Annotated in this window: 31 protein-coding genes and 3 pseudogenes; 19 read left to right on the forward strand and 15 right to left on the reverse strand. The window is 70.4% G+C overall.

Going from position 1 to position 26,166, the window contains the following annotated elements:
* Window positions 1-26 precede the first annotated feature (26 nt).
* The 10 genes from ACIQBL_RS33375 (at window position 27) to ACIQBL_RS33420 (ending at window position 8,358) form a co-directional block, all read left to right on the forward strand.
* Complete coding sequence (locus ACIQBL_RS33375; protein WP_401948388.1) at window positions 27-368, forward strand: HU family DNA-binding protein; 342 nt, start codon at window positions 27-29, stop codon at window positions 366-368.
* A 61-nt stretch (window positions 369-429) separates the two neighbouring features.
* Window positions 430-930, forward strand: coding sequence for a hypothetical protein (locus ACIQBL_RS33380; protein WP_401948391.1), 501 nt, complete (start codon window positions 430-432; stop codon window positions 928-930).
* Window positions 927-1,565, forward strand: coding sequence for a hypothetical protein (locus tag ACIQBL_RS33385; protein WP_401948394.1), 639 nt, complete (start codon window positions 927-929; stop codon window positions 1,563-1,565). The genes ACIQBL_RS33380 and ACIQBL_RS33385 overlap by 4 nt, the downstream gene beginning before the upstream one ends.
* A 119-nt stretch (window positions 1,566-1,684) precedes the next feature.
* A complete protein-coding gene (locus ACIQBL_RS33390) occupies window positions 1,685-1,978 on the forward strand; it encodes a hypothetical protein (RefSeq protein ID WP_401948397.1) in 294 nt (97 codons plus the stop codon).
* Window positions 1,979-2,061: 83 nt separating this feature from the next.
* The gene (locus ACIQBL_RS33395; protein ID WP_401948400.1) at window positions 2,062-2,688 is read left to right on the forward strand and encodes a hypothetical protein; all 627 of its coding nucleotides are present in this window, start codon (window positions 2,062-2,064) and stop codon (window positions 2,686-2,688) included.
* A gap of 69 nt (window positions 2,689-2,757) precedes the next feature.
* Window positions 2,758-3,060 (forward strand): hypothetical protein, encoded by a 303-nt coding sequence (locus tag ACIQBL_RS33400; protein ID WP_401948403.1) that lies wholly within the window; start codon window positions 2,758-2,760, stop codon window positions 3,058-3,060.
* A gap of 82 nt (window positions 3,061-3,142) precedes the next feature.
* Window positions 3,143-4,174 carry an N-6 DNA methylase gene (locus tag ACIQBL_RS33405; RefSeq protein ID WP_401948405.1) on the forward strand — a complete coding sequence of 344 codons (1,032 nt, stop codon included), beginning with the start codon at window positions 3,143-3,145 and terminating at the stop codon, window positions 4,172-4,174.
* Complete coding sequence (locus tag ACIQBL_RS33410) at window positions 4,171-4,695, forward strand: hypothetical protein (protein WP_401948408.1); 525 nt, start codon at window positions 4,171-4,173, stop codon at window positions 4,693-4,695. Before ACIQBL_RS33405 ends, ACIQBL_RS33410 begins: the two co-directional genes overlap by 4 nt.
* On the forward strand, window positions 4,692-6,341 hold the full coding sequence (locus tag ACIQBL_RS33415) for a DUF4192 family protein (RefSeq protein ID WP_401948411.1): 1,650 nt from the start codon (window positions 4,692-4,694) through the stop codon (window positions 6,339-6,341). The genes ACIQBL_RS33410 and ACIQBL_RS33415 overlap by 4 nt, the downstream gene beginning before the upstream one ends.
* 991 nt (window positions 6,342-7,332) lie before the next feature.
* Complete coding sequence (locus ACIQBL_RS33420) at window positions 7,333-8,358, forward strand: DUF6907 domain-containing protein (RefSeq protein ID WP_401948414.1); 1,026 nt, start codon at window positions 7,333-7,335, stop codon at window positions 8,356-8,358.
* Window positions 8,359-8,493: 135 nt separating this feature from the next.
* Here ACIQBL_RS33420 and ACIQBL_RS33425 read toward each other — a convergent pair whose 3' ends face one another.
* The 5 genes and pseudogenes from ACIQBL_RS33425 to ACIQBL_RS33445 form a co-directional block, all read right to left on the reverse strand.
* On the reverse strand, window positions 8,494-9,360 hold the full coding sequence (locus ACIQBL_RS33425) for an aldo/keto reductase (protein WP_401948417.1): 867 nt from the start codon (window positions 9,358-9,360) through the stop codon (window positions 8,494-8,496).
* Window positions 9,357-9,698: a hypothetical protein gene (locus ACIQBL_RS33430; RefSeq protein WP_401948420.1), complete on the reverse strand. Its 342-nt coding sequence runs from the start codon at window positions 9,696-9,698 to the stop codon at window positions 9,357-9,359. The genes ACIQBL_RS33425 and ACIQBL_RS33430 overlap by 4 nt, the downstream gene beginning before the upstream one ends.
* 96 nt (window positions 9,699-9,794) lie before the next feature.
* Window positions 9,795-10,105 (reverse strand): annotated as a pseudogene (locus ACIQBL_RS33435) (metallophosphoesterase); the annotation flags it as partial.
* A gap of 94 nt (window positions 10,106-10,199) precedes the next feature.
* Window positions 10,200-11,045, reverse strand: a complete 846-nt coding sequence (locus ACIQBL_RS33440; protein ID WP_401948804.1) for an aldo/keto reductase — start codon at window positions 11,043-11,045, stop codon at window positions 10,200-10,202.
* Window positions 11,046-11,105: 60 nt separating this feature from the next.
* On the reverse strand, window positions 11,106-11,993 hold the full coding sequence (locus ACIQBL_RS33445; RefSeq protein WP_401948423.1) for a helix-turn-helix transcriptional regulator: 888 nt from the start codon (window positions 11,991-11,993) through the stop codon (window positions 11,106-11,108).
* A gap of 215 nt (window positions 11,994-12,208) precedes the next feature.
* Here ACIQBL_RS33445 and ACIQBL_RS33450 point away from each other — a divergent pair, with 215 nt between their 5' ends.
* Window positions 12,209-13,186 carry an aldo/keto reductase gene (locus ACIQBL_RS33450; protein WP_401948426.1) on the forward strand — a complete coding sequence of 326 codons (978 nt, stop codon included), beginning with the start codon at window positions 12,209-12,211 and terminating at the stop codon, window positions 13,184-13,186.
* A gap of 119 nt (window positions 13,187-13,305) precedes the next feature.
* On the opposite strand, the gene ACIQBL_RS33455 is transcribed toward ACIQBL_RS33450, so the two are convergent.
* On the reverse strand, window positions 13,306-14,709 hold the full coding sequence (locus ACIQBL_RS33455) for an MFS transporter (protein ID WP_401948429.1): 1,404 nt from the start codon (window positions 14,707-14,709) through the stop codon (window positions 13,306-13,308).
* 156 nt (window positions 14,710-14,865) lie between these two features.
* Here ACIQBL_RS33455 and ACIQBL_RS33460 point away from each other — a divergent pair, with 156 nt between their 5' ends.
* The 5 genes and pseudogenes from ACIQBL_RS33460 to ACIQBL_RS33480 all read left to right on the forward strand — a co-directional run bounded on the left by ACIQBL_RS33460 (window position 14,866) and on the right by ACIQBL_RS33480 (window position 17,215).
* Window positions 14,866-15,747 (forward strand): aldo/keto reductase, encoded by an 882-nt coding sequence (locus ACIQBL_RS33460; protein ID WP_401948431.1) that lies wholly within the window; start codon window positions 14,866-14,868, stop codon window positions 15,745-15,747.
* A 121-nt stretch (window positions 15,748-15,868) separates the two neighbouring features.
* The gene (locus ACIQBL_RS33465; protein ID WP_401948434.1) at window positions 15,869-16,687 is read left to right on the forward strand and encodes an SDR family oxidoreductase; all 819 of its coding nucleotides are present in this window, start codon (window positions 15,869-15,871) and stop codon (window positions 16,685-16,687) included.
* Between the two features lie 8 nt (window positions 16,688-16,695).
* Window positions 16,696-16,884 (forward strand): SDR family oxidoreductase, encoded by a 189-nt coding sequence (locus ACIQBL_RS33470; protein ID WP_401948437.1) that lies wholly within the window; start codon window positions 16,696-16,698, stop codon window positions 16,882-16,884.
* Between the two features lie 14 nt (window positions 16,885-16,898).
* A pseudogene (locus tag ACIQBL_RS33475) lies at window positions 16,899-16,958 on the forward strand (hypothetical protein); the annotation flags it as partial.
* A 50-nt stretch (window positions 16,959-17,008) separates the two neighbouring features.
* Complete coding sequence (locus tag ACIQBL_RS33480) at window positions 17,009-17,215, forward strand: hypothetical protein (protein WP_401948822.1); 207 nt, start codon at window positions 17,009-17,011, stop codon at window positions 17,213-17,215.
* 30 nt (window positions 17,216-17,245) lie between these two features.
* Here the strand turns inward: ACIQBL_RS33480 and ACIQBL_RS33485 are convergent, their stop codons facing one another.
* Complete coding sequence (locus tag ACIQBL_RS33485) at window positions 17,246-17,881, reverse strand: flavodoxin (RefSeq protein WP_401948440.1); 636 nt, start codon at window positions 17,879-17,881, stop codon at window positions 17,246-17,248.
* 70 nt (window positions 17,882-17,951) lie between these two features.
* On the reverse strand, window positions 17,952-18,803 hold the full coding sequence (locus tag ACIQBL_RS33490; RefSeq protein ID WP_401948443.1) for an aldo/keto reductase: 852 nt from the start codon (window positions 18,801-18,803) through the stop codon (window positions 17,952-17,954).
* Window positions 18,804-19,040: 237 nt separating this feature from the next.
* Here ACIQBL_RS33490 and ACIQBL_RS33495 point away from each other — a divergent pair, with 237 nt between their 5' ends.
* Both ACIQBL_RS33495 and ACIQBL_RS33500 read left to right on the forward strand, forming a co-directional pair.
* On the forward strand, window positions 19,041-19,952 hold the full coding sequence (locus ACIQBL_RS33495) for a helix-turn-helix transcriptional regulator (RefSeq protein ID WP_401948445.1): 912 nt from the start codon (window positions 19,041-19,043) through the stop codon (window positions 19,950-19,952).
* Window positions 19,953-20,010: 58 nt separating this feature from the next.
* Complete coding sequence (locus tag ACIQBL_RS33500) at window positions 20,011-20,910, forward strand: helix-turn-helix domain-containing protein (protein WP_401948448.1); 900 nt, start codon at window positions 20,011-20,013, stop codon at window positions 20,908-20,910.
* 39 nt (window positions 20,911-20,949) lie between these two features.
* Here ACIQBL_RS33500 and ACIQBL_RS33505 read toward each other — a convergent pair whose 3' ends face one another.
* The 7 genes and pseudogenes from ACIQBL_RS33505 to ACIQBL_RS33535 all read right to left on the reverse strand — a co-directional run bounded on the left by ACIQBL_RS33505 (window position 20,950) and on the right by ACIQBL_RS33535 (window position 25,247).
* Window positions 20,950-21,360 (reverse strand): nuclear transport factor 2 family protein, encoded by a 411-nt coding sequence (locus ACIQBL_RS33505; RefSeq protein WP_401948450.1) that lies wholly within the window; start codon window positions 21,358-21,360, stop codon window positions 20,950-20,952.
* Between the two features lie 2 nt (window positions 21,361-21,362).
* Window positions 21,363-22,169 (reverse strand): MBL fold metallo-hydrolase, encoded by an 807-nt coding sequence (locus ACIQBL_RS33510; RefSeq protein ID WP_401948453.1) that lies wholly within the window; start codon window positions 22,167-22,169, stop codon window positions 21,363-21,365.
* 37 nt (window positions 22,170-22,206) lie between these two features.
* The gene (locus ACIQBL_RS33515) at window positions 22,207-22,815 is read right to left on the reverse strand and encodes a DsbA family protein (RefSeq protein WP_401948456.1); all 609 of its coding nucleotides are present in this window, start codon (window positions 22,813-22,815) and stop codon (window positions 22,207-22,209) included.
* 151 nt (window positions 22,816-22,966) lie between these two features.
* Window positions 22,967-23,461, reverse strand: coding sequence for a MarR family winged helix-turn-helix transcriptional regulator (locus tag ACIQBL_RS33520; RefSeq protein WP_401948459.1), 495 nt, complete (start codon window positions 23,459-23,461; stop codon window positions 22,967-22,969).
* A 128-nt stretch (window positions 23,462-23,589) separates the two neighbouring features.
* A pseudogene (locus ACIQBL_RS33525) lies at window positions 23,590-23,817 on the reverse strand (ABC transporter substrate-binding protein); the annotation flags it as partial.
* A gap of 177 nt (window positions 23,818-23,994) precedes the next feature.
* On the reverse strand, window positions 23,995-24,471 hold the full coding sequence (locus ACIQBL_RS33530; protein WP_401948461.1) for a nitroreductase/quinone reductase family protein: 477 nt from the start codon (window positions 24,469-24,471) through the stop codon (window positions 23,995-23,997).
* On the reverse strand, window positions 24,468-25,247 hold the full coding sequence (locus tag ACIQBL_RS33535) for an SDR family oxidoreductase (RefSeq protein WP_401948464.1): 780 nt from the start codon (window positions 25,245-25,247) through the stop codon (window positions 24,468-24,470). Before ACIQBL_RS33535 ends, ACIQBL_RS33530 begins: the two co-directional genes overlap by 4 nt.
* A gap of 153 nt (window positions 25,248-25,400) precedes the next feature.
* Between ACIQBL_RS33535 and ACIQBL_RS33540 the strand changes: the two genes are divergently transcribed.
* Window positions 25,401-26,045: a TetR/AcrR family transcriptional regulator gene (locus ACIQBL_RS33540; RefSeq protein ID WP_401948466.1), complete on the forward strand. Its 645-nt coding sequence runs from the start codon at window positions 25,401-25,403 to the stop codon at window positions 26,043-26,045.
* Window positions 26,046-26,166 lie beyond the last annotated feature (121 nt).

Here is a 26,166-nt window from a genome sequence, read left to right on the forward strand (position 1 = left end):
AGCTCCTGAATCGAAAGGAACCCGAAGTGAACAAGGCCCAACTCGTCGACGCGGTCACGCAGGCCACCGGCGATCGCGCCCACGCGACCCTCGCCGTCGAGGCCGTCCTCGACGCCATGGTCCGCGCCGTCGTCGCCGGTGAAACCGTCTCCGTCACCGGCTTCGGCAGCCTCACCCCCGAGATGCGCCCCGCCCGTACCGCCCGAAACCCGCAGACCGGGCAGCCGGTGGAGCTCACCGCCCGCCGGGTCGTGAGGTTCCGCCCCGGTGCGCGCTTCAAGCAACTCGTCGCGGGCGGCCGGGTGATGCCCGACTCCGGCATCTGCATCCGGAAGGACCCGAAAACCCCCAATCCCGCCCGCCCGTAACCACCGTGCATCGGGGCCGCCCGGGCCTGTGCCGGGGCGGCCCCGCGAAGGAGTCCGACCGATGAACGACCGATCCGTGGGGGTCGAGATCGACGCCACCGCAAGGTGGCTCGAAGAACGAGGCATGCACGGCGCTGCCCGCCTGCTGCTCCGCGTCGCCCGCCAGAGGGACGACGCCGTGCAGCAACTCGGCCTGCACCCCGCATCACCAGTGCACCGGACCGGCCATGCCGAACGCGCCGCCCCGCGAGACCTGGACGCTGCGGCCGAAGCGGCCATGCTGCGCACCGAGTTGGCCCGCTTCCAGGCCCTGGCCGAGCGCGCCGGTTGGGTGCGCGACGCGGACGCGAATCGCCTGTGGCGCTGGCGCGACGGCTGGTGGGAGCTGGGCCGCCGCCGCAGGAACCCGAACGACGGCTACCACGACACCGGTTGGTACCTGTGGGGTCCGGTCGGCAGCTACGAGGGCGAGTGGACCGACCGGCGCAGGGAGCCTGCGATCGCCGAGGCCGAGCGGCTGATCACCAAGCACCGTGCGGCGACCGGTGAGGGCGCCCGGTGACCGCCGAACTCCAGAGCGCCCCGGTGACCCTGCCCAGCGTCCAGGCGACGGGGGAGTGGCAGCCGTGCGTCGTCGGTCTTGACCTGTCGCTGACCTCGACGGGCATCGCCGGAAGCGATTGGGCGCGTGCGTTCCGGCCCGGGCGCCGCCGCAGCCACGAACGGCTGGACTGGCTGCTGGCGGCGGTCGCGCTCAACGTGAAGGTCGGCATGGACCGCGCGGACCTGGTGGTGGTCGAGGGGGCCGCGTACGCCCAGGGCGGGCAGGCCGGCCATCACGAGCTGGCCGGCCTCTGGTGGCTGGTCACCCAATACCTGTGGCGGTGCCGCATCCCGTACGCCGTCGTGACCCCGCACGGCCGCACGATCTACGCGACCGGCCGCGCCAACCCCGCCCTGGACTACCCGCGCAAGGACCGCGCCCGGGTCGCGAAGGGCATGGTGCGCGCGGTGGCCGTCGAGCGGTACGGCGTCGAGTGCGACGGGCCCGGCCGCTACGACCAAGCGGACGCCACGATCCTCGCCGCGATGGGGCTCGACTGGCTCGGCTATCCCACCGTGCCGGTACCCGACTCCCACCGCCGCGCGCTGGAGGCAGTCCGTTGGCCCGACCTCATTCCCGCATCAGCGAATTAGGAATTGAATTGCGGAAATTAAATGCGCATAAAAATGCCTGGAACTTGCTTCTAGGATATTTGCCATTAAGATATAAGTAAGAAGTTCGGAAAAGCCGAACCAGAAAGAAAGGTGAAGAAATGAACCTTCCTTACACGGAACTCCCCAACGGCAGGGCCCAGGTCGAGGAGCAAACCCTCCTCACCGCCTTCACCGAAGGCAGCGTCGAATGGGACCTGGCCAGCGACGAGCGGTTCTCCCTCTTCACCCACCACAACGTCACCTGGACCGTGGTCAACACCAACCTCCTTTCCACCGTGACCGCGCGGGAGAACAGCGGCGGCCCCCGCATCACCCGCATCATCGGCCGCCCCCTCACCCTCAAGGAGCAGCAGGTCATGGCCACGGTCCTCCTTCACCACGGCGCCCCGTAACCAACACCCCTCACCGCGCAGCGCCCCCGGCCAACGGCCGGGGGCGCACCCATACGCGCAAGCGTCCTCTTGGAGACCACCGCATGACCTACACCCGAGGAATTCAGACCCTCGCCAACCACATCGGCACCGAACCCGAATACGTCGCTCGCGCCCTGCGCACGGCATCCCGCGCCCACGCCGTCGTACGCGCCAACCAGTTCCAGCACATGACCGACGAGCAATTCCGGCGCCTCATGGGCAGCGACCGCCATGTCGTCGCCGTCGTCGCCAACCTCGCCCTGCGCTTCGCCGGGCGCATCGAGGACGCGCTGCTCCTCATGGACATCTACCACGCCAGCCAAGGCGCAAAGCCGCCCCGGCAGGTCATCCGCAAGGGCGTCGGAACGCTCCCCGAGCACCACGACCACCCCCACATCCAGCAGGCCATCCGCATCCTCGACGCCGCCGGACTGCCGCCCATCGTCACCGACGGCACACACGAACTGCGCCCCGGCTTCCAGGTCTTGCCTGCCTGCGACGCGTTGCCCGGATGGATCTTCATCGCGCCCGACCCGGACTGCGGCGACCGCACCGGCTTCGCCGGCGGACCGTTCGGCTACCTCGCCGTCATGCGCTGGGCCGGATGGGGCGTCATCACCGAACCCATGCCCTCCGGACTGTGGGCGGTCGTCCACCCCGACCACCGCAACGACCCCTTCTCCTCCTGACCGCTCCCGACCCGCTCCCGGTCGGCGTACGCGGATCGGGAGCGGCCGCCCCAGAAAGGCCAACTGCACGTGAAGTTCCCGGTAGACGACGACACCCTCGCCGCGTGGTCCTCCCTCCTGGGCCTCACCGAAGAACAGAGGGTCAGCACCCTCACGGAGATCGAGAAGACCCTGCACGTCGGCTATGACCACCGCCCCGCGGCGCTTGAGGACTTCAGCTTCGAGGAGCTGGTCGCCGACATGGGCGTCGACGAGCTGGCCCTGATGTTCCTGGTCACCGGCCTGCGCCAGACCGGACACCCCGAAGCGGCCGAAGCCGTCGAGGTACGAGCCGCCGTGGCCCAACTCCAGGTCTGTCGCGAGGCCGACTGAATCCCGACGCCACAGTCCCACTGCCGCCCCGGCCGCGCCCCGCGCACCGGGGCGGCCTCATGCGCGCATCCAGAGGAACCCCATGCCTGACGACGACATATTCCTGCCGCGGGCCGCCGCGCCCGCCGCCGCCCGGACCGCACCCAGCTGGGCGAAGAAGAAGGCCCCGCCCAAATCGAAGGCCGCTGTACGCCCCGCCAAGACCACCTGGCGCAAGGCCCTCGCCCCGCGCAACCCCCACGACCACGCCCGCAAGATCGCCGAGAACGTCATGGACGCCTGGTACCAGAGCCACGGCGGGAGCAGCATCGACGTCCCCCTCGGCACCGTCGCCGCGCTCGCGCTCCTGCGCCAGCCGCCGGACACCGGCACCGGTCTCGCCGACTGGGTCTTGGGCCGCCAGCCGCACGAACTGCCCCAGCTCTTCAAGGAGATCTACTTCGGCCACTGGATCAACCGCCCCGACCTCATCAACCGCGCGATACGCCTGCACGACTGGGCCTGGAACCCCGATCCCGACAAACAGCAGCTCCGCGCCGTCCACGCCGTCACCCGCGCCGCTATCAACACCGGCCTGATGGACCTCACCGGCCACGACGACGTCTGGCGACGCTCCGAGGCCGACGTCCTCAGCCCCCTTCTCACCGGCCTCCGGCACAAGAGCGACAAGAAATGGCGCGGCGAGTACCACACGCCGGCGTGCATCACGGACCTCATGGCGAACATCACCATCGACAAGGACTTCGCGGAGCCGGGCATGTCCTTCCGTGAACCCGCCGTCGGTTCAGGGACGATGTTCCGCTCCGTCGCCGTCCGCCTGCGCGACCTCGGCCTCGATCCGCACGACTTCCATTGGTACGGCAACGACATCGACTCGCTGTCGGCCGGATGCGCCGCCGTCAACGCGATCATCTGGGACCTCGGCCCCCGCTGCCTCATCGGCTGCGCCGACTCCCTCGCCCCGGACGACGACTACGCCAAGACCCGCGCCGAAGCCCTCGAAGCCTTCGAGGAGCGCGACCAGTACCTGGGCACCGCCCACTCCCTCGTCGCTTTCCGCCGCGCCTTCGACCTGGTCGACGAGCTGATGCCCAGCAAAGAGCCCGTCGCGTGACCGGCACCTTCGACCGCCCAGGCGTTACGCCCGTCGTCCGCCGCCGACGCCTGGTCTTCGCCGCTCCGCGCGACGAGATCGACGTACCGCCCCTCGATCAGATCGCCCCGCCTTTCGACCCGCCCTGGTGGAAGGAGGACACCGACACTCCCGACCGCAAGGCCCTCTACCGCCATCCCGACGGCCACAGCGTCGGTCTGCGCATCCAATCCCGCGGCCTCGCCATCCAGACGTGGATCACCGCGGGCCCCGACCTGCCGCCGATCCCCGACGGCGCGACCCCCACCGAGCAGGCCGAGGCACAGGCGGCCCGCGACGCCCGGCTCCAGCCCGGCCGCAACTGGCACGCCGTCCTCAACACGCGCACCAGTAAGGCCCTGGCCGCCGACCTTGGCGCACTCGTCCGCGACCACCTGCTCCCCGCCCTGACGAACAAGCCGCGCGGCATCCCGGCGCCGCCCCCGCCCGCCCGCATCGGGCAGTCCGACCCCACCCCGACCCCTGAGGGAGACCAGAAGTGAGCCCCGACAACACCGTGCAGGTCACCAGCCTGCCCAACCTCGCCGAGATCCTGCCGTACCTCCTCGGGCACTACCCCGACGACAGCATCGCGCTCCACGCCCCCGGCCCCAACTTCATCGACGGCCCGACCATGACGTGCCCTCTGCCCGACGACCCCGCCGAATGGCAGGCCGCCGCCGAACTCACCGCCCGGCAGTTCGTGGCGTACGCCCACGACATGAGGCACGATCCCGGAGAGGGCGTCGTCGTCTACCTTTGCCGCGAGCCGCGCGCCGACGAGACCCCGTGGGACACCGCCGCGCTCCTCGCCCCCGTCGCCGACTGGCTCACGACAGCCCTCGGCCGGCAGCGCGCCGAAGTACTCCAGACCATCGGTCTCGTCGCGAACCGGTGGTGGGCGTTCGAGTGCACCACCGAAGGGTGCTGCGAGGGCCAGCCGCTTCCAACTGCCGATGACCCCACCAGTGTTGCGGCACAGATGACGCGCCTCGGCCGCACCCCCGGCCCCCGCACTCGCGACATCGTCAAGGAGTTTCGGGCGGCAGCCCCGACCGACACCGACTTCCTCAAGGAACTGGACGCCGCCATCGACCAGTTCAATGTCCGGTGCGAGACCAGCGTCGGACGCGACGCCACGCTCACCTCGACGTGCGCTCAGATCGACGCGGCCTTGAGCCAGTTCCAGGCCGGAGCGACCGCCCTCAACCGCGCCTTGATCACGCAGCTCATCGTCGGCCTGCACGACGACGGCGCACTGGAGGCCGGCATGGCCCACGCGGAGGACGACGACCTTCCCCACGCCCGACGCCTGTGGGCCTACCTCGCTCGGCACTGCCCCGACCCGTTCACACAGGCGGCCGCTCCCGTGCTGACTCTGTATGCCTTCGTCGCCTGGCGGCAAGGCGACCTCATTGCCGCCCGGCTAGCCCTCCGAGACGCGCTCACCGCAGACCCCGACTACGAGGTAGCCGTCGGCATACACCTCGGCACCATCGACGGCGAGGACCCCCGGGACTTCCTCGCTTCCGCCCGCGAGAGCCGCGACCGCCGTATGGCGCACGTCCAGCACGCCGTCCAGGTGGCCAGCGAGTACCGACCCGTCACCGACAGCACGGCGGACCGCCACCGCGAAGCCCTCGACGCCGCCACCGACCACTACACCGCGCAGGCCAGCACCTACCGCGGGCAGCTCCTCGCCCGCTACGGGACGATCGACATCATCCGCGGAGCCCTGACCGACTTCCGCAACGGCCCACCGCAGCTCATGGACGAGATCGCCGCCCGCATCATCCTCGGCGTCCAAGACCCCGAGACCCGGGATGCCGCACTGTCCACCGGCGACGAGAGCGAACTCCCCGCCGAACGGCAACTGTGGGGCCACCTCGCCCGGCGCTGCGTGCCCCCGCACACCGACAAGGCTCCGCCGCTCCTGACCCTCCTCGGCTGGGTCGCCTGGAGGCAGAACGACACCGTCGCCGCCGGCCACGCCTTCTCGGACGCCCTCGACATCGATCCCGACTACAGGCTCGCCAAGCACATGCTCGACGGCATCCGCGCCGAGCACGACCCGGCCGCGTTCTTGGCGGTCTACCGCGAGGCAGCACAGCGGTTCACCGAGGGCCGCGCCGACCTCGACAACCTCTGATCCCCACGGCGGCCCCGGCAGTTCGCCGGGGCCGCCCTCAACCCGGAGACATCTCATGCCTACGCCTCCCGGCGAACCGTCCGAACCGGAATCGAGAAGCGGCACAGGCCCGGAGCAGCGCGGGCGGCGGGGAAGCAGCGTGAACGGGGAGCTGCGCGATACGCTGGAGAACGGCGGCTGACCTGCGAAAAGCCGCTCGGCTCCACCCTCGGGCACAGGGGGCGGGAGCCCGCTCCGCCGGTAAGGCACTCCGCTGCGCGAGAGTTCCACCGTGTGATTCTCCCCTTGGGTTGACCTGCCGTGACGCGTGAGAACTCGGCCGCGGTTGCGCCAGGGAAACCTCGCGAGGGGACCTCTAGGGGAAACGCAGGGGACAGAAGGATCTGGAAAGACCGGGAAGACTAAAGCAAGACCCGAACCGCTCTACGTCCCTGACCTGCGAAAACAGGGAGATCACGGCAAGATCGGGAAGTGTTCGGAAGATCCTCAAAGGACTCATAATCCGTCGGCCGTGGGTTCGAGTCCCACCCGCCCCACCATTCGTGCCGTTTGACCGACGGAAACGTCACTTCAGCGGCTCTGGGTGACGGTTCCGGGGCAACGCAGAACAAGCTCGTCGCCGGAGTCCACCTTCGGCTCCACCCCTGTGCAAGGCTGTCGATTGTCCCTTGGCCAGGGTGGTCCGCCCCTGGTCCGCGCGATGGCTCGTCCTCGTCGAAGAAGTATCGTGATCACCCGCGGAGCCAAACGCTTGGCCGTGCTCGGGCCGGCCCCCGGTGCCACGGGGCGGGCGGTGAAGGATGCCCTCCGGCGTCACGTCGGTACCCTCGACGACGCCCTGGCGGAGCCGTGCGGCGCACGGTGACGTGCGGGGCCCCAGCCTGATGCTGATCAATGGGCTCAATGCCCGGTACGTGAGTTTAGACCCGCACATTCTGTGAGCAGGTCAAAACTGCTGGACAAGAAGCCACTCCTATCCCGAGGAGACATCATGTCCAGCGCAACAGTCCTGACCCTCCCGGCTCCCGAGCGCAACTGCCCCGGATGGTGCGCGAAAGACCCGCACGCCGAGGCGACCGGCAGCCACGTCAGCGCCCCAATCCTGCTCGCGGCTCCGGAAGGAGCGAGCCCCGGTGTCGAAGTGCCGCTGTTGTCCGTGCAGATCGGGCTCGGGCACGACGAGGAGGCACGCGGTGAACCGTCCCGGCTGTGGCTGTCGGCCGTCGACGGCACCGCCGAACTCGACAGCCCCGCTCTGGGCTCGCTCATCGACGGCTTGGAGCACTTCGCGCTGAGCCTGCGCGGTCTGCGGCACCGGTACGACACCGTCATCCGGGGCGGTGTCACCGAGGCCATCGATCATTACCCGTCGGCCACGCACCCGCTTGAACTCGTCGCTCCCTGCCCGCCCTGGTGCCAGTACCGGGACGAGAAGGAGCACACCCCGAGCGGGCTCCTGGCCGAGCACTTCCACGCTGCCCGTGTGCACGAGATGGAGCTGACACTCCAGCCCGTGACGCGGACCAAGGACGGCCTGGAGCCCGAGCTCCTCGAACTCGGCCTGGCGCACATGGGGCACGCTCGGCAGCCTCAGATCGACCTCACGGTCAGCGGCGCCGAACGCTGGAAGTACGTCGCGCTCACCCTCGAAGAGGCGGACGAACTGCGGGCCAGGCTGAACGAGTTCATCGCGGCCGGGCACGAGTACGCACAGCCGGAGGCGGTTGCCTCCGTGCAGGAGCTGATCGACTACTGCGGGGTGCGGGTGGTCGAGTGCGAGTCGGCCCCGAAGGGGTTCTACGGGCACGCGGTCGGTGACACCCGGCAGGGCGGCCCGGTCTGGGTGACCGTGCCCAGGGACACCACCGGACCACGCCTGGAGGAACATGTGACCGCTCTGCTCGCGGAACTCCACGAGAGGGAGCCGAAGCTGATCGCCCACGACGGAACAGAGGTTCGCCAGGTCGGACGGGCACCCGGTGTGCCGGTATGGCCGGAGGCCCGCGCCGCGGCATAAGACCGGGGCGGCAGGGTGCGGGTCGTACGCCGGTCGGACCGATGAGGCTGTTCTGCATCACGGAGAAGGCGGCAACGGTGTGGGCCGTCCGGGATTTCCGGACGGCCCACACCTCTCGAATACTGCCGGGGTCGGTCAGCGGGTCGGTGCTTCGACGCCCGTCATGGCGAGGGCCGCCGGCGGGAGGCGGTCACCGTGGATGGTGATGCCGGCGACGGCGGCGGTCAGCTCCTGGAGTTCGTCGGGGCTGAACCTGACTTCTTCCGCGCCGATGTTCTCCAGGAGGTGGGACAGCCTGGTGGTGCTGGGTATCGGCACGATCCAGGGCTTCTGGGCGAGCGGCCAGGCGAGGTCGATCTGGGCGGGTGTGGCGCCCTTGCGTACGGCCCGGTCCTGGAGCAGCTGTACCAGGGGCATGTTGGCGGCCAGGTTGTCCTGGCTGTTGCGGGGGAACACGGTCCGGCGGTCATCCTCCGTGAACCGGAAGTACGGACTCATCGTGCCGGTCGTGAAGCCCATGCCCAGCGGAGCCCAGCAGACGAAGCCGATCCCGAGTTCCGCACAGAGCGGCAGGACCTTGTCCTCCGGTCCGCGCCAGAGCGTGGAGTACTCGTTCTGGATCGCGGTGAGCGGCTGGACGGCGTGGGCCCGGCGGATGGTCTGAAGGCCTGGCTCGGAGAGGCCCCAGTGCAGCACCTTGCCCTGGGCCATGAGGTCCTTCACCGTGTCCGCGACGTCCTCGATCGGGACGGTGGGATCGACGCGGTGCTGGTAGAGCAGGTCGATGTGGTCGGTCCTGAGGCGCTTCAACATGCCGTCGACGACTCGGCGGATGTGGTCCGGGCGGCTGTTCAGGCCGGTCACGGCCCCCGTGTCCGGATCGATGTTCCAGCCGAACTTGGACGCGATCACCACGTTGTCGCGGACGGGCCGGAGGGCGTCCCCGACGATCCGTTCCGACTCGAACGGCCCGTACGCCTCGGCCGTGTCGAAGAACGTCACCCTTGCTCGACGGCTGTGCGGATGAGGGTGACCATGTCCTTGCGGCTGGTGACGGGGCCGTAGAGGTTGCCCGGCATGGTCTGGGTGCCGAGGCCGATGCTCGAAACCTTCAAGGACCCGAGCCTGCGGTGACCGGTCTGCGTGATCGCCGCGGTCACCTGGTGACGAGGGCGGGTGGGGGACCCGGTGCCGTTGCCCGGCGGTGGCGCGTGTGCCTGGGCCGGTGCGGCTCCCGTGACGGCCATCGGCGAGGTCGCTGCGAGTGCGGCCGCGCCCAGGAAGCCGCGACGGCCGCGGTCCGCCGGGCTGTTGTCCGGCGTGCTGTCCTGTTCGTGCACGGGTTACGACCTTCGTGGTCGTCTGTGGGGGGCACCCTCGGCTGGGCACCGTGGGCGACGAAGAAGCGGGCTTGGTTGCCCTGTCGGGTGGCCGGACTACGCCTGCCGTGGGGCGAGTTCGGCGACGGTGATCTCGGACGGTGCGCCCACACGGACGGGTGGGCCCCAGGCGCCGGCGCCGCGGCTGACGTACAGCTGGGTGTCGCCGTGGCGTTCCAGGCCCGCGACGGCGGGGTTGGCCAGTTCGGCGAGGAGGCTGCCGGGCCGGAGCCGACCTCCGTGGGTGTGGCCGGAGAGCGGCAGGTCGACGCCGTGCGGACGGCGTCCCGGATGACGACGGGCTGGTGGGCGAGGAGGACGGCCGCGCGGGAGCGGTCGTGGTCGCCGAGGGCCTTGTCGAAGCCGGGAGTGCGCCGAACAGTGCCGGCGGGACGGCACTGACGAGCGCGCACAAGGCGATCACGACCTCGCGCAGCCCGTCCTTTGAGATGCAGGGCGTTCTCAGCCGAGGCGGTATCCGCCGACGGCGCTGACCGTCTGCGGGTCGCGGTGGTCGAAGACGATGCTGGCGCCGGTGTCCAGCGCGGCGATGCGGTCCATCTCGTCGGCGGTCAGCTCGAAGTCGAAGACCGCGATGTTCTCGGCCATGCGCTCCGGTCGCGAGGACTTGGGGATCACCACGACACCGCGCTGGGTCAGCCAGCGCAGCACCACCTGGGCGACGGACTTGCCGTGCGCTTCACCGATGGCGCTCAGCGTCGGGTCGCCGAAGATGTTGTTGCGGCCCTCGGCCAGCGGGCCCCACGACTCGATCTGCACGCCGCGCTCGGCCATGAGGGCCTGGTCGTCGGCGCGCTGGAAGTACGGGTGGGTCTCGATCTGGTTGACCGCCGGGACGGTCTCGTTGTGGTCGATGAGGTCGACCAGGCGGTCGGCGTAGAAGTTCGACACGCCGATCGCCTTGACCAGGCCCTGGCCGTGCAGGTCCTGCATGGCGCGCCAGGAGCTGTAGTAGTCACCGAAGGGCTGGTGGATCAGGTACAGGTCCAGGTAGTCCAGTCCGAGGAGGCGCAGGGACGTGTCGAAGGCCGCCTTGGCGCCCTCTTCGCCCTTTTCGTTGACCCACATCTTGGTGGTGATGAACAGCTCGTCGCGGGCGATGCCACTGGCCCTGATCGCGTTGCCCACGGCCTCTTCGTTGCCGTAGGCGGCGGCGGTGTCGAGGTGGCGGTAGCCAGCGGCGAGGGCGTCGGTGACGACCCGCTCGGTCTCCTCGGCGGGGACCTGGAAGACGCCGAAGCCGAGGATCGGCATCTGGACGCCGTTGTTCAGGGTGACATGGGGGATTTTGGACATGGTGAACCTTTCGGTGTGGTCCGCGATGGTTTGGGAAATGTGGGCCAGGGGCTACTGGCCGGGGTCGCTCCGCTCTTCCCGAGCGGGCTCGACGGGGTCCGGCGCGGCTGCCCAGCTGGCGAGCAGGTCGAGGGCCTGGCGGCTGGGCGAGCCGGGTTCCGCGGTGCAGATGATCAGCACGAGACCGGCGTCGGCAGGCATTTCCAGGGCTTCGTAGGAGAGGTCGAGGTCACCGACGACCGGGTGGTGCAGCCGCTTGACTCCGGTGCGGTGCAGCCGGACGTCCTGTGCGGCCCACCGGGTGCGGAACTCCTCGCTGCGGGTGCACAGTTCGCCGATCAGATCGGTGAGTGCCTTGTCGTAGGGGTTCTTGCCGGCCATGAGGCGCAGCCCGGCGACGCTGTCGCGGCCGGTGGCCTCCCAGTCGAGGTAGTAACCGGCCGCGCGGGGGTTCAGGAAGCGGAACCGTGCGGCGTTGACCGGGCGGGCGGGGTCCTCGTACAGCGGGGACAGAAGGGCTCTGCCCAGCGGGTTGGTGGCCATGACGTCCCCGAGGCCGTTGGTGACGTAGGCAGGGGACAGCTGGCTGTCCAGGATCGCCTGGATGGCCGGACGTACTCGCTGTACCGCCGGGCGCCGGCGTACCGCAGTGCCGCTGTTGGCCGCACGCGCCAGGTCGAACAAGTGTGCCCGCTCGGCCTCGTCCAGCAGCAGCGCACGGGCCACGGCGTCCAGGACACTCTCGGAGGCACCGCGCACGTTGCCGCGCTCCAGCTGGGTGTAGTACTCCACGGACACCCCGGCCAGGTCGGCCACCTCGCCGCGTCGCAGACCGGGCACACGGCGGGTGCCGCCGTGGTCGACGAGGCCCACCTGCTCGGGGGTGACCTTGCCGCGGCGGGAGATCAGAAAGTCCCGTACCTCGCTGCGGTTGTTCATGCCCTTCACGCTACGAGCCCCACCGCGACGGTGGGAGATGCTGCCAGTACCCCCCTCGGCGGCACCTCGCCGACATGCCTGCCGTCGAGATACGGGCCGCCGGGGATGCGACGTAGGGGGTGCTGTCAGCATCTCCCACCGCGACCGTCGGCTACCTAGCGTCGATGACGAGGCAGCCGGTGTCGGCCGGCCGCACCGACGATGAGGAGCGCGTCATGCAGTACACCCGTCTGGGCACCTCCGGACTGAAGATCAGCCGCATCGCGCTCGGATGCATGAGCTTCGGCGACACCTCGCAGATGCCGTGGGCGCTGGACGACGACGGCGCCGAGCCGGTCTTCCGCCAGGCCGTCGAGTCCGGGATCACCTTCTGGGACACCGCCAACATCTACGCCTACGGCACATCCGAGGAGATCGTGGGCCGCGCGATCAAGAAGTACACGAAGCGCGACGACGTCGTCCTGGCCACCAAGCTGTTCAACCCCATGCACGACGGACCCGGTGGGTCGGGCCTGTCGCGCAAGGCCGTGATGGAGCAGATCGACGCCTCTCTGACCCGGCTGGGCACCGACTACGTCGACCTCTACCAGATCCACCGCTTCGACCCGCAGACCCCGGTCGAGGAGACCATGGAAGCTCTGCACGACCTCGTCAAGGCCGGCAAGGTCCGCTACCTCGGCGCCTCCTCGATGTGGGCCTGGCAGTTCGCCACCATGCAGCACGCGGCCCGGAGCCACGGCTGGACGCCCTTCGTGTCGATGCAGGACCAGTACAGCCTGCTGGCACGGGAGGAGGAGCGGGAGATGTTCGGCCTGCTCGCCCACACCGGCGTCGGCTCCATCCCCTGGAGCCCCCTGGCCGGCGGCCGGGTCGCCCGCCCCTGGGGCCAGGACGGCACCGCGCGGGCCAAGACGGCCCCCGACACCGACTACGCCGGACGCCCCCTGTTCGTCGACACCGACGAAGCCATCGTCGACGCCGTCCAGAAGATCGCCGACGCGCACGGTGTCCCGATGGCCCAGGTCGCGCTGGCCTGGGTACTGAAGAACCCCGTCGTGTCCGCGCCCATCGTCGGCGCCACCAGGACCCACCACCTCACCGACGCCGTCGCCGCGCTCGACCTCACGCTCACCGAGGACGAGATCGCCGCGCTGGAAGACCCCTACACCCCGCGCCTGCCCACGTACTTCTGACCGGTCGCCAACCTCGTCTTCCACGCCACCGGTCGGTGAGTGCCGGAGCTGCCGATCACTGCCGAGTCCCTGCTCTGATCCGCCAGCTCACCGACTCACCGACTCACCGGCTCACCGGCTCACCGGCTCGCCCTCGGCCTGAGCAGCACCCCGCCGGCCATGGCGGTCGCCGCCAGCAGTGCCGCGCCGATGAGCAGGCTGACGCGCATGCCGTGCAGGAAGTTCGCCCGGTCGGCGATGAGGGCGCCGAAGACGGCGACGGCGAGGGCACCGCCGAACTGGCGGGAGGTGTTGAGGACTCCGCTGGCCAGGCCCGCCTGCTCCGGTCGCACGCTCTCCAGCATCAGTCCGGTCATCGCGGGTACGGCGAGGGCACCGCCGAGGGAGACCGGGATCATCAGGATCGCGACCAGCCAGATGGGCGTGCTGCCGGGCAGGAAGAACAGGAGCAGCAGGCCCGCCGCCATGATCCACATTCCGGCGGTCATGACGATCCGGGCGCCGAACTTCCGTACCAGTCGGGCGGTTTGGAGGGCCACGACGCCGGTCAGCAGCGTCATCGGCAGGAACGCGACGCCGGTGGCGAGCGCGGACAGGCCGCGCAGCTGCTGGAAGTAGAGGCTGAGCAGGAACGTCAGGCCGTAGAAGCCGATGTTGAGGGTGAACCCGGCCAGCAGGGTGACGGTCACCGGGCGGGAGCGGAAGAAGGTGAGCGGCAGCATCGGGTGGCGGCCCTGGGCTTGCGACCGCAGGAACACCGCGAGCGCCAACACCGCCACCGCGAGGGCGGCGATCACCGGGGTGTCGCTGAAGCCGTACTCGCCGCCCTCGATCAGCGCGTACGTCACACCGCCCATCGCCAGGACCGCGCTGAACTGGCCGGTCCAGTCGAAGGGCACCGGCCGCCGCGGGGAGCGGGCCACGCGGGTGAGCAGCCCCAGGGCGACCGCGCCGACCGGCAGGTTGATGAAGAAGATCCACCGCCAGTCCACGGCGCTCAGCGCACCGCCGAGCAGCGGTCCCGCCGCCGAGCCGACCGAGCCGCCCAGCGCCCAGAACCCGAGGGCACGGGCGCGATGGGCGGCGTCCGGGTACGCCTCGCGGATCAGGGCGAGGGTGGCGGGCATCATGACCGCCGCGCCCGCGCCCTGCACCAGGCGGGCCGCGACCAGGACGGGCAGCGTGGGCGCCAGGCCGCAGGCCGCCGAGGCGATCAGGAACAGCCCCATGCCCACGCCGAACGCCTGCCGGGCGCCGATCCGGTCCGAGACGGACCCGGCGGACAGCAGCAGCGCGGCGAGCACCAGGGTGTAGCCGTCGACGACCCACTGGAGCCCGGTCATACCGCCGCCGAGGTCGGCGCCGACGGTGGGCAGGGCCACGCTGACGATCAGCGCGTCCAGGGTGATGACGAAGAAGCCGAGCAGCGCGGCACCGAGCGCGAACGCGGAGGCGGTTGTCCTGCCCCGGCCGGCCGGAGTGGTGGCGGTGCTGCCCGGGGTGGGCGCCTGCGTGCTGGTCATCGAACTCTCCTGGTGACGTGATCCTTCGCGTTCTCAGCGTGGGACCGGCCCCTCGGGCGTTCCAGGCCGGGTTGTGCGGGGGTGTGGGATGCGGGGTAGTGACAGGGCCCCTCAGAGGAGATGCGGGGGCGTCGGACGCCTGCCTATCGTCGAAACATGTCCCCCCTCACGATCACTCTCAGCAACGGTGTGGAGATGCCCGCCCTCGGACTCGGCGTCTTCCAGACCCCGCCCGATGTCACGACCGCCTCGGTCGAGGAGGCCCTGCGCGTCGGCTACCGCCACATCGACACGGCCGCCGCCTACGGCAACGAGCGGGAGGTCGGCGACGGCATCCGCCGCTCCGGCCTCGCGCGCGACGAGGTGTTCGTCGAGACGAAGCTGTGGATCAGCGACTACGGTTACGACAGCGCGCTGCACGCCTTCGACAAGAGCGCGGGCAAGCTCGGCGTCGACCAGATCGACCTGCTGCTGCTCCACCAGGCCCTGCCCTCCGCCTTCGACCGCACCCTCGACGCCTACCGGGCGCTGGAGAAGCTGCTCGCCGACGGCCGGGTACGGGCCATCGGCGTCAGCAACTTCATGCCCGAGCACCTGGAGCGGCTGCTGGCCGAGACGTCCGCCGTGCCCGCGGTCAACCAGATCGAGGTCCACCCGTACTTCCAGCAGACCGCGTTGCGGCGCCTGCACGTTCAGCACGGCATCCTGACCCAGGCGTGGTCGCCCATCGGCGGCATCACCTCCTACCGCGGCGGCGAGAAGCGGACCTTCGACGACCCGGTCCTGCTGGAGATCGCCGGGCAGCACGGCAGGTCGGCCGCGCAGGTCATGCTGCGCTGGCATCTCCAGGAGGGCCGCTCCGCGATCCCGAAGTCGGTCAAGCCCGCCCGCATCGCCGAGAACTTCGACGTCTTCGACTTCGAGCTGACCACCGAGCAGCTCGCCGCGATCGACGCGCTCGACACCGGCGTACGCGGCGGACCGGAGCCGGACGCCATCACGCTTGAGGCCTACGGCATCGAGATCCCCGAGGCGTGAAGTCGCCCTGCCGATGGTGCAGTTCGCCGACGCCTCACCTCGGCACACCGACTCGGCACACCGACTCAGCACACCGACGTACCGCTGACCCTTGCCCTCACGTCACGGAAGAGCCCTCGCCATGACCCGCACCACCCCTCTGACCGTCCTGGTCGTCGGTGCCACCGGCAGCGTCGGCACCCTCGTCGTCGCCGAAGCCCTCCGGCAGGGCCACCAGGTGAAGGCCCTCGTCCGTGATCCCGGGCGCGCCAGGACCGTGCTGCCTGAGGCCGCTGGGCTCGTCGCCGGGGACCTCGCCGATGCCGACACCCTCAAGGAGGCCGTCGACGGAATCGACGCCGTGGTGTTCACCCACGGCTCCCACGGCGGGCCCGGCCAGGCGGAACGCATCGACTACGGAGCCGTCCGCAACACCCTGGCGGCACTGGGCGACCAGCCGGCCCGGATCTCGCTGATGACCGCGATCGGCGTCACGGGCCGTCCCAGGAACGCCGACGGCACGGTCCGCGACGACATGATCACCGACGCCCACGCGTGGAAGCGCCGCGGGGAACGCCTGGTCCGCGCCAGTGGGCGCCCGTACACGATCGTCCGCCCCGGCTGGTTCGACTACAACGCTCCCGGCCAGCTCGCCCTGACGATGCTTCAGGGCGACACCCGGCACGCCGGCAGCCCCAGCGACGGCGTTATCGCCCGCCGGCAGATCGCCCAGGTCCTCGTCTCCGCGCTCACCTCGCCCGAGGCCGACCACAAGACCCTCGAACTCGTCGCCGAGCACGGGCCTGCCCCCGCCGGCCTCGACCCGCTGTTCGCCGGCCTCACCGCCGATGTGCCCGGCTCCCTCGACGCCGCCCTGGACAGCGCCAACCTGCCGCTCGACGCCGAACCCGCAGCCGTACGGCAGGACTTGGAAGCCGTCCGGCACGCCAACCACTCCTAGGAACCCCCATGGTGGAGAACACCAGCGGCAAAGTCGTCGTCATCACCGGCGCCAGCAGCGGACTCGGCGCGGCGACCGCCCGGCACCTGACCGCGCGCGGTGCCAAGGTCGTGCTCGGCGCCCGCCGGCTGGAGCGGCTGGAGGAACTCGCCGACGAACTCGGTCTCGGCCGCAAGGCGGTCGACGGACCGACGTGAGCGACCGCGAGCAGGTGAAGGCGCTGGTCCAGCGGGCCGTCGACCAGCACGGCCGTATCGACGTCATGCTCAACAACGCCGGCCTCATGCCGCTGTCCCCGCTGGAGATGGAGCGGTTCGACGAGTGGCGGTCATCTCTCCCGGCGCGGTGGACACCGAACTGCCCGCCTCGGTCAAGGCCGAAGGCGTCGCGGACGCGGTCGCCGGCCTCTACCAGGAGTACGCCATCCCCGCGGACGGCTTCGCGCGCTGCGTGGAGTTCGCCATGAGCCAGCCCCAGGAAGTCGACGTCAACGAGATCCTGTTCCGCCCGACCCGTCAGCAGCGGTGACCGGCGGCCCGGCGAAGGTCCTGTGCCCGGTCACGAGGCGGGCAGTCCGATGCGCCGCAGCCAGGCGTCGACGGCGGCACCGGCGTCCCGGACTTCCTCGCCGCGTACCGCGAGGCCCTCGGCGATCGTCGCGCCGGGGCAGGAGGCGGCGTAGTCGCGTGCGGTGGTGCCCAGGCCGCTCATGGCGTGGGTGGTGAACGGGACGACGGTCCTGCCGCGGAAGTCGAGGGTTTCGGTGAACGTCGTCATGATCATGGGAGCGCGGACGTTCCAGACAGGGCTGCCTAGCAGGATCGTGTCGTAACGGCCGAGGGAGACCAGCGGGTCGGCGACGGCCGGACGTGCCTCGGTGTCCTGCTCCCGGACGTTGCGCCGGACGGTCGCGTCGTAGCCGGACGGGTAGGGGTCCGCGGCCCGGATGCGGTGGACGTCGCAGTCGGTCCGGTCCGCGATCATGCGGGCCAGGACCTCGGTGTTGCCGACCTCGATGTTCCGGCGTCCGCCGTTGTAGTAGTTCTCGCCCGGCCGGGAGAAGTAGGCCAGCAGGACGGTGCGGGTCCCCGGGGCGGGTGTGCCGGACCGCTCGGCGGACTCGGACTCGGATTCGTCCGGGCGGGGTGAGGCGGGTGAGGCGGAACAAGCGCCGATCGCGGCACCGGCCGTCATGACGGTTCCTCCTGTGAGCAGGCCGCGGAGCACCGTGCGGCGAGGGGTACGACTCATCGCTGGTGCTCGCTCAGCCGTCTACGCGTCGCGCGCTGAGCCACTGGACCATCGCCGGGTCGCGGTGGTCGAAGAACAGCGAGCCGCCGGTGTCCAGGGTGGCGACGGCCGACATCTGGTCGTCGGTGAGCTCGAAGCCGAAGACGTCGAGGTTCTCCGCCATGCGCTCGGGCCGGACCGACTTCGGGATCGCGACAACGCCCCGCTGGACCAGCCAGCGCAGCACCACCTGGGCCACGGACCTGCCGTGCTTCTCGCCGATCTCGCTCAGGAGAGGGTTGGTGAACAGGTCGTTCTTGCCCTCGGCGAACCCACCCCAGGACTGGATCTGTACCCCGTGCTCGCGCATCAGGTCCTGGTAGTCGGCGCGCTGGAAGAACGGGTGGGTCTCGATCTGGTTGACCGCCGGGGTGATCTCGTTGTTGATGATCAGGTCGAGGAGCCGGTCGGGGTAGAAGTTGGCGACGCCGATGGCCTTGGTCCGGCCCTCCCGGTTCAGCGCCTCCATGGCACGCCACTGGCCGTACACATCGCCGTAGGGCTGGTGCATCAGGTACAGGTCGACGTGGTCCAGGCCGAGCTTGGCCAGCGACGTCTCGAACGCGCGCCTGGTGTTCTCCTCGGCGGGTGCGTCCTGGACGTACAGCTTGGTGGTGACGAACAGGTCCTCGCGCGGTACCCCGCTGTTCTTGATGGCGCGGCCGACGGCCTCCTCGTTCCCGTAGGAAGCGGCCGTGTCGAGCAGCCGGTAGCCGGCCGCGAGGGCCTCGGTGACGGCCTGTTCGGTCTGCTCCGCCGGGATCTGGAAGACGCCGAAGCCGAGGATCGGCATGTCGACACCGTTGTTCAGGGTGACGCTCTGCATGAGGGTTGCCTTTCGAGCGGGACGCGGGTGTGGAGCAAGCACGGGCCGGATGCCGGGCGCCGCTCGAACACGGGCGGGAGATCCGTACACGACCGGTGTGAAGCCCGCCGGAATCCACCTTCGCGCTCTTTCGCCACCGGTGGCAGGCCGAGCCGTGCCAGGGGGTGGCGAGCCGGGTAGTGACAGGGCCCCTCACCTCTCTGCCGCGCAGGTCAGAGCGGTGTGACACTGAAGGGCATGGCATCCGAGCAGAGCAGTGACGGCGGCGCCGAGCTGGGCCGGTTCCTGCGTGCCCGCCGCACCCAGACCGCACCCGAACAGGTCGGCCTCAAGGCCGGCGCCGGCCTTCGCCGCACCCCCGGCCTGCGCCGCGAGGAACTGGCCACGCTCGCCGGCATCAGCATCGACTACTACGTACGCCTGGAACGCGGCAAGGAGACCCGGCCCAGTCCCTCCGTCGTCGACGCCCTCGCCCGCGCCCTGCAACTGGACGACGCCGAACACCAGCACCTGCGCGAACTGGCCGTCCGCGCCGCGCGGTACGCCCCCGAGACACCGCCCGCCCCGAGCCGGACCGTGCGCCCGCACCTGAAGCTGCTGCTCGACGCGATGCGTCCGAACCCGGCGTACATCGTCAGCCGCAGCATGGACCTGCTCGCCTCCAACCCCGGCGGCCTCGCCCTCTATGCGGGCCTGGAAGACTGGCCCGCCACCCAGCGCAACCTCGCCCGCTACCTCTTCCTGCACCCCGTGGCCCGCGAGCTGTTCCCCGACTGGGACATCCAGATACGCGCCTGCATCGCCCGGCTGCGTGCCCTGGCCGGCACCGCCCCCGACGCCCCCGACCTGACCACCCTCGTCGGCGAACTCGTCCTCAAGAGCCCCGACTTCGCCAGGCTGTGGGACCGCTACGACGTCACGGGCCGCAAGGCCATCCACAAGACGTTCCACCACCCACAGGTCGGCGAAGTCACCCTGGCCGCCCAGTCCATGGAACTGGACGGCACACCGGGCCGGCGCCTCGTCGCCTACGCCGCCGAACCCGGCACCCCCGACCACGATGCCCTGCTCCTGCTCGACATGACCGCTCCCGCTCCCAGCAGGCGACAGGCCATGAACGACGTGCCGCAGCCGCGCGCATCGCCCTGATCCGGCAGCGGGACCCCGCACTGATACACGCGCCCAAGAAGGCGGGCAAAATGGTCGCATGGAGCGCGCAGCGGAGAAGGCGAAGGGCCACGCGACGGGTGCCACGAGCGACCTCGGCGCCTATCTGCGCGCCCGCCGCGCACAGGTCACCCCCGAGCAGGCCGGGCTGACCGCGGCCCCCGGCCCGCGCCGCACACCGGGTCTCCGCCGCGAGGAGCTGGCCACGCTCGCCGGGATCAGCATCGACTACTACGTACGCCTGGAACGCGGCAAGGAGACCCACCCCGGTCCCACGGTCGTCGACGCCCTCGCCCGCGCCCTGCTCCTGGACGCGTCCGAGCACCGGCACCTGCGCGAGCTCGCTTCCCGCGCCGCCTACGCCCCCGAAGCGCCGCCCGCACCCGGCCACACCGTGAGACCGCAGCTGTTGGCGCTCCTTGAATCCGTGCGCCCGAACGCGGCCTACGTCGTCAGCCGCACCCTGGATCTGCTCGCCTCCAACCCCGGCGCGCTCCGGCTCTTCGCCGGCCTGGCCGACTGGCCGCCGCCGCGGCGGAACTTCGCCCGCTACGCCTTCCTCCACCCCCTCGCCCGCGACGTACTCGACGACTGGGAGGAGCAGGCCCGTGCCTGCGTCGGCCGGCTCCGCGCCCTGGCCGGCACCGAACCGGACGCCCCGGACCTGGCCGACCTGGTCGGCGAACTCCTGGCGAAGAGCCCGGACTTCGCCGACCAGTGGAACCGCTTCGACGTCAGACCGCACGCCCCGGACCCCAAGACCTTCCACCACCCCGAGGTCGGCGATCTCCACCTCGGCTACGAGTCGATGCCGCTGGAGCACAGCCAGAGGCAGCGGTTCGTGGTGTTCTTCGCCGAGCCGGGCACCTCCGACCACGACAAGCTGATCCGGCTCGACATCGAGGAGACACGGCTGTCCCGGCGCCGGGCCGCCGACTGAGCGGCGAGGACCCGGCTTACCGGAAGAACTCCCGTCTGCTCAGCGGGTCATGGCGTCGCGCACAAGGGCGGTGTCGACGAACTGTTCGAAGCGCACGATGAGCCCGCCGCGTACGACGAAGTGGTGGGCGACGCGGACGTCGATCGGCTTGGCGGTGGCCTTGTTGACGGCGGTGTAGCGGGCCAGGACGACGACGTTCTCGCCGTCGACGACGTAGGTGTCGTCGTGGGCGGTCCAGCCGTCCCAGTCCCGGCCGAGCTTCTCCATCACGTGGGACGTGACGCCGTCGGGGGTGCGGTAGGTGCCGGCGAGGGGGAAGCCGGCCATCTCCGTCCACTCCACGTCGGGGGCGAGGGTGGCGCGGAGGGCTTCGAGGTCACCGGCGGCGGAGGCCAGGTACTGGCGGCGAACGACGTCGGCGGGCGCGGTGGATGTGTCGAACTCGGTCATGGTCAGCCCCACTTCATCTCGCCCTTGGCGACCTTCGCACCGATCTGGGCGGCGATCAGCATCCCGTTGTCCGGGTAGCGGCTGACCAGCGCCTCGGTCAGCGCGGCGCCGTCGGCCGCCTTGCCGAGTTCCTCCTCGAAGGCGAGCAGGTAGTCGCGGGTGGCGGTGATGGCGGAGGCGTCGGCGGCGGTGCCGGGCAGGCGGTGGCCGGGGACGACCAACTCCGGCTTCAGGGCGGCCATTTCGTCCAGCAGGTCGACCCAGGACGCGCGGTCGCCCGGGGTGGGGGTGTCGGCGACCCAGACGTGCTCCTGCTGGAAGAGCAGGACGCCGCCGAGGAGCGCGCGGTGCTCGGCCTGCCAGAGGTAGTGGCGGTCGGGCAGGCCGGCCGGGCCGCCCTTGAGCTGGAAGAGGTGGCCTTCGAGGGTGAGGTCGCCGGTCAGCGGGGTCAGGTCGACCAGGCGGGTGGGGAGGTTGGGGCCGAGGGCCTCCCACGCCTTGAGCTTGCCCTCGTAGGAGTGCCGGATGTGCTCGATGACGAGCGGGGTGGCGACGAACGTCGCGTCGGGGAAGGCGTCGGCGATCACTTCGGCGCCGAAGTAGAAGTCCGGGTCGGCGTGGCTGACGAACACGGTGGTCAGCTTCTTGCCGGAGTCGAGGATCTCGGCGGCGAGGCGGTGGCCGTCGGCGCGGGTGAAGGCGGCGTCGACCAGCAGCGCCTCCTGCTCGCCGGTGACGAGCGTGGCGGTCTTGTTCCTGCTGCCGGCGGGGAAGTCGAGGTCCAGGATCTTGAAGGCGAGCGTGGTCATGCGGGGCTCCTTGAGGGGGAGGGGAGGGGGTGGGAGGTCAGGCGGCCACGGCCGCGAGGCGTACGTCGACCTCGTCGGCGGTGGCGTGGCCGTAGGCCAGGGGAGTGACGGAGTCGCCGTCGACGGCCAGCAGGGTGGGGAAGCCGGTGACGCCCAGCGCGGCGGCGCGGCGGAAGTCGGCATCGGCCCGCGTCCCGGGTGCGGCGAACGCGGCGAGTACGGCGTCGGCGTCCAGCCCGGCCGTCTCGGCCACCGTCCGGTAGGTGGCGGGGTCGGAGAGGCTCAGGCCGTCGACGTAGAAGACGCGCTGGAGGGCCGTGGCCAGCTCCGCCGCGCGATCGGGGGCGACCTGGCGCAGGGCGGCGACACCGCGGGCGGCGGCTTCGGAGTCCATGACGAACGAGCCGTCGGCGATCAGCTGCTCGTAGCCCTCGCCGAACTCGGCGCCGGTCAGCTCGGCGATCTTGGCGTTCGCGCCCTGGACGTGGCCGAACTCGCGGATCGGCACCCGGCGCGACCCGGTGAACAGGCCACCGGAGACGACCTCGACCGGCAGTTCGGGATGGCGGGAGGCGACCTCGCTCAGCGTTCCGGAGAATCCGTGCGACCAGCCGCAGTAGGCGTCGAAGACGTAGACGAGCTTCATGGGTGACCTCGGAGGCGTGTCCTGCCCACCTGGTGTGAGCATTCGTCTGACGAAACAGTAACTGACGTGTCAGATATTTCTTGGTGGGTGTGAGGTGGGACACATGAGTGGAGCTGTGGTCATTACATCAGGGCGGTCGCCCGTCCGCAGGTCAGGGCAGTCGGGGCAGCATGTCCCGGGCGGTGTGGCTGAGGATGCGGAGGTCCTCCGCGAACCGCTCGCGGTCCTCGGCGGGGAGCGGTGCCACGAAGTACCGCTTGATGTTCGCCACGTGCACCCGAGACGCGTGCACCACCGTCTCCTCACCCAGCGGAGTGAGTCGCACCAGCTTCGCGCGCCGGTCCTCGGGGGAGTCGGTGCGTGCCACGAGTCCCGCCGCCACCATGCGGTCCACCAGCCGGGTGGCGCCGCCCGTCGTCAGGACCTGTTCCTGGGCGATGGCCCGCATCGACATGCCCGGTGCGCCCGCCCGTCCGAGGATCAGCAGCACCTCGAACATGAGATGACTGATCCCGCACTCCTCCTCCAGGGCCCGCCCGAGGATGTACTCCAGCCGGTTGGCCGCCCCTTGGAGCCGCCCGAACGCGAGGATCAGTTCGTGGTCGGCGGCCTCCTTCGCCGTGCCGATGCCCGCCTGCTCGCTCACGTGGCTCGCCGCCCCTTCTGCCGTCCCGGGTATCACCGTACCGATCATGCCCGGGGCGGCAGGGTGTCAGGGTGTCAGGTCCGGCGGGCGCGGTCGCGGGGGCACCGGCCGGCGCGCCCGCTCCACGGCTATGCCCCCGGGTGCAGTCCCAGCCGGCCGGGCGTCGGGTCGCCCTTGACCTCGCCGAAGTACAGGGCGAAGGTCTGCTTCCAGCGTTCGACCGCGGCGCGGTCGGCCATGAAGCGGGGGAAACCGTCCACGTGGGCGTTCGGGTACTCCCAGATCGGCTTCCGTCCCGCCGGGGGAGTGACGTCGGTGCGGACGGACCAGCCGTTGAACGACCCGTTCTGCGTCTCGGTCCAAGGCGGCCGCTCGATGGTGTGCAGGGGCCTTTCCCTCTGGAAGCCTCGGCAGAAGCCTCGACATCCATCTGGGACCGCCGCGCCGGCTGCACCCTCATCTGGCGAAGAGCCGCTCTGGCCGCGACCGCACCCCAGTCCCTGGGAGCAGGTCATCTGTCGGGGGATCCGCGATCACGGCCGACGGCGGAAGCTGACGCGCATCAGCCGACTGTCGGCCCAGTCTTCGAGCCGAGTCGGCCGGATGGTGCCGGGGTCGTGGGGCTGATTGAGATCCGCCACGATCTCCGCCAGTACGGCCTGACGTTCAGCCGGGTCGGTGACCGGTGTGGCCCGTGCGGGCAGATCCGCACGGATCCCGTTCTTGAGGTGAAAGGTGAAGTGGGGATCGGCGAGAAGGTTCGCGTGCCAGTCGGTGGCGGCACCGCCGGCGCCGCTGCACAGGTAGGTGGTGCCCGCAGCTCGGTAGAAGAAGATCTCGATGCGGCGTGCTCGGCCGGTGCGGCGCCCCAGCGTCGTGATGTCGATGATCCGTTCCCCGGTGCCCGCGGCGGGGGTGATCTCGACGGCTCGTCGGACGTGGTCGGGCAGGTGGGACAAGGACGCGTCCCGTGCGGAGTCGTTCGACCCGGTCGTGTCCGGAGTGCTCATGCGGCCCCGGCCTGAAGCGCGGGGCCGAGGAGGAGTCCACCGTCGATGACGTACTCCGACCCCGTGATGAACGACGCGTCCGACGACGTGAGGAACAGGAGAAGACGGCTGACGTCGGCCGGCTCCCCGAGCCGGGGGATGGCGAACGGCTCGGGTGAGTAGAAGTCGGCGATTGCCGCGACCGCGCCGGCTGCTGGTTCGTGGATGAAGGAGGTCGAGATCACGCCGGGGTGGATGGTGTTGACCCGGATGCGGTCGCGGCCGAGCTCGAGTGCCGCCGTTCGGGTGAGGCCTCGCACGGCCCACTTGCCGGCGACGTACGGCGCGTAGTGAGCCGTGCCGCCCAGGCTCATGGTCGAGGCGACGTTGACGATGGCTCCTCCTGCCGCGCGGCGCAGAGCGGGGGCTGCGGCCTTGATGCCGAGGAAGGTCCCGGTGAGGTTGATGTCGAGGATGCGCGACCACGTGGCCTGCTCCGTGTTTTCGATCGTCGCGGGCGGATTCTGCACGCCCGCGTTGTTGACGAGCACGTTCAGGGCGCCGAAGGCGCTCTCGGCGGCCAGCACAGCGGCGGACCACGAGCTCTCGTCGGTAACGTCGAGGCGGGCGAAGCGAGCGCGGGTCCCGAGCTCGTCGGCGAGAGCGGCGCCGCGTTCCGCGTCGATGCCGCCGATCACCACGTTCGCGCCCTCCGCGTGAAAGGCGCGCACGTGGCTCGAACCCTGGCCGCCGGTCCCACCGGTCACGAGCACGGTCTGGTTGTCGAAGCGGGGCATCAGATGTTCCTTTGTTCCCTCGGTACGTGGGTGAAATGACCGGGATCACCAGTGATGAACGGCGGCCAGTGGTGAGCCGAGTGACTCGCCATCCCTTTGACGGTAGGCCGGGGGCAGTGGCGAGTCAAGCCACTCACCTCGTATGCTCGGCCCATGAGCAGAGTCGTGACGACGTATCACCAGCGCGTCGCCCAGGAGAAGCGCGCGCTGATCGTGACGGCCGCGACCGGACTGTTTCTCGAGTTGGGCTACGACCGGACGTCGCTGGCGCGGATCGCGGAGTGCTCGGGCGTTTCGCGGGCCACCTTGTTCAAGCAGTTTCCGAGCAAAGCCGCCCTGTTCGACGCCATCGTGACCGAGGCCTGGTCGACCGCCGACGAGGAGGACCCTCCGCCGGCGGGCAACGTCGTCGACGGCCTCGGCATCATCGGTCGCCGTTACGCCGAGCTGCTGGGCCGTGCCCAGATGACCGATCTGTTCAGGATCGTCATCGCCGAGCTGCCGCGGTTCCCCGAGCTGGCCCACGCGCAGTTCTCGCACGGGAAGTTGCCCTATTTCGAGGCCGTACGCGGCTACCTCCTGGCTGAGCGCGAGGCGGGAACGGTGCGGGTCGAGGACGTGGACCTCGCGGCCACCCAGTTCCTGGGCATGATCTCCAACTACGTCTTCTGGCCGACGCTCCTGGTGCCGGGCTGGGAGGTGAGCGCCGAACGCGTCGCCCAGGTGGTCGACGAGGCCGTCCGCACCATCGCCGCCCGGTACGCCACGACTGGACCGGGGGCGTCCACCGACGGCTGAGTCCCGCCGCTGCCAAGGGAGTTGACGCCTACGTGATCGAGGCCGTCGGCACCAAGGGCGTTCGCGGGGCATCCCGGGGCATCCCGGGGCGGACACCGAGGGAGGGAGTCCCGTGACCCGC

Source organism: Streptomyces sp. NPDC088350 (assembly GCF_044753545.1).
Classification (GTDB): Bacteria; Actinomycetota; Actinomycetes; order Streptomycetales; family Streptomycetaceae; genus Streptomyces.

Bases quoted from the DNA above. Each gene is read 5' to 3' on its own strand.
- ACIQBL_RS33530 (WP_401948461.1), bottom strand. From the start codon at position 24,471: ATGAGCACTCCGGACACGACCGGGTCGAACGACTCCGCACGGGACGCG.
- ACIQBL_RS33390 (WP_401948397.1), top strand. From the start codon at position 1,685: ATGAACCTTCCTTACACGGAACTCCCCAACGGCAGGGCCCAGGTCGAG.
- ACIQBL_RS33420 (WP_401948414.1), top strand. From the start codon at position 7,333: ATGTCCAGCGCAACAGTCCTGACCCTCCCGGCTCCCGAGCGCAACTGC.
- ACIQBL_RS33505 (WP_401948450.1), bottom strand. From the start codon at position 21,360: ATGACCGAGTTCGACACATCCACCGCGCCCGCCGACGTCGTTCGCCGC.
- ACIQBL_RS33490 (WP_401948443.1), bottom strand. From the start codon at position 18,803: ATGCAGAGCGTCACCCTGAACAACGGTGTCGACATGCCGATCCTCGGC.
- ACIQBL_RS33510 (WP_401948453.1), bottom strand. From the start codon at position 22,169: ATGACCACGCTCGCCTTCAAGATCCTGGACCTCGACTTCCCCGCCGGC.
- ACIQBL_RS33405 (WP_401948405.1), top strand. From the start codon at position 3,143: ATGCCTGACGACGACATATTCCTGCCGCGGGCCGCCGCGCCCGCCGCC.
- ACIQBL_RS33450 (WP_401948426.1), top strand. From the start codon at position 12,209: ATGCAGTACACCCGTCTGGGCACCTCCGGACTGAAGATCAGCCGCATC.
- ACIQBL_RS33455 (WP_401948429.1), bottom strand. From the start codon at position 14,709: ATGACCAGCACGCAGGCGCCCACCCCGGGCAGCACCGCCACCACTCCG.
- ACIQBL_RS33445 (WP_401948423.1), bottom strand. From the start codon at position 11,993: ATGAACAACCGCAGCGAGGTACGGGACTTTCTGATCTCCCGCCGCGGC.
- ACIQBL_RS33535 (WP_401948464.1), bottom strand. From the start codon at position 25,247: ATGCCCCGCTTCGACAACCAGACCGTGCTCGTGACCGGTGGGACCGGC.
- ACIQBL_RS33380 (WP_401948391.1), top strand. From the start codon at position 430: ATGAACGACCGATCCGTGGGGGTCGAGATCGACGCCACCGCAAGGTGG.
- ACIQBL_RS33515 (WP_401948456.1), bottom strand. From the start codon at position 22,815: ATGAAGCTCGTCTACGTCTTCGACGCCTACTGCGGCTGGTCGCACGGA.
- ACIQBL_RS33395 (WP_401948400.1), top strand. From the start codon at position 2,062: ATGACCTACACCCGAGGAATTCAGACCCTCGCCAACCACATCGGCACC.
- ACIQBL_RS33470 (WP_401948437.1), top strand. From the start codon at position 16,696: ATGGTGGAGAACACCAGCGGCAAAGTCGTCGTCATCACCGGCGCCAGC.
- ACIQBL_RS33465 (WP_401948434.1), top strand. From the start codon at position 15,869: ATGACCCGCACCACCCCTCTGACCGTCCTGGTCGTCGGTGCCACCGGC.
- ACIQBL_RS33460 (WP_401948431.1), top strand. From the start codon at position 14,866: ATGTCCCCCCTCACGATCACTCTCAGCAACGGTGTGGAGATGCCCGCC.
- ACIQBL_RS33485 (WP_401948440.1), bottom strand. From the start codon at position 17,881: ATGACGGCCGGTGCCGCGATCGGCGCTTGTTCCGCCTCACCCGCCTCA.
- ACIQBL_RS33500 (WP_401948448.1), top strand. From the start codon at position 20,011: ATGGAGCGCGCAGCGGAGAAGGCGAAGGGCCACGCGACGGGTGCCACG.
- ACIQBL_RS33495 (WP_401948445.1), top strand. From the start codon at position 19,041: ATGGCATCCGAGCAGAGCAGTGACGGCGGCGCCGAGCTGGGCCGGTTC.
- ACIQBL_RS33540 (WP_401948466.1), top strand. From the start codon at position 25,401: ATGAGCAGAGTCGTGACGACGTATCACCAGCGCGTCGCCCAGGAGAAG.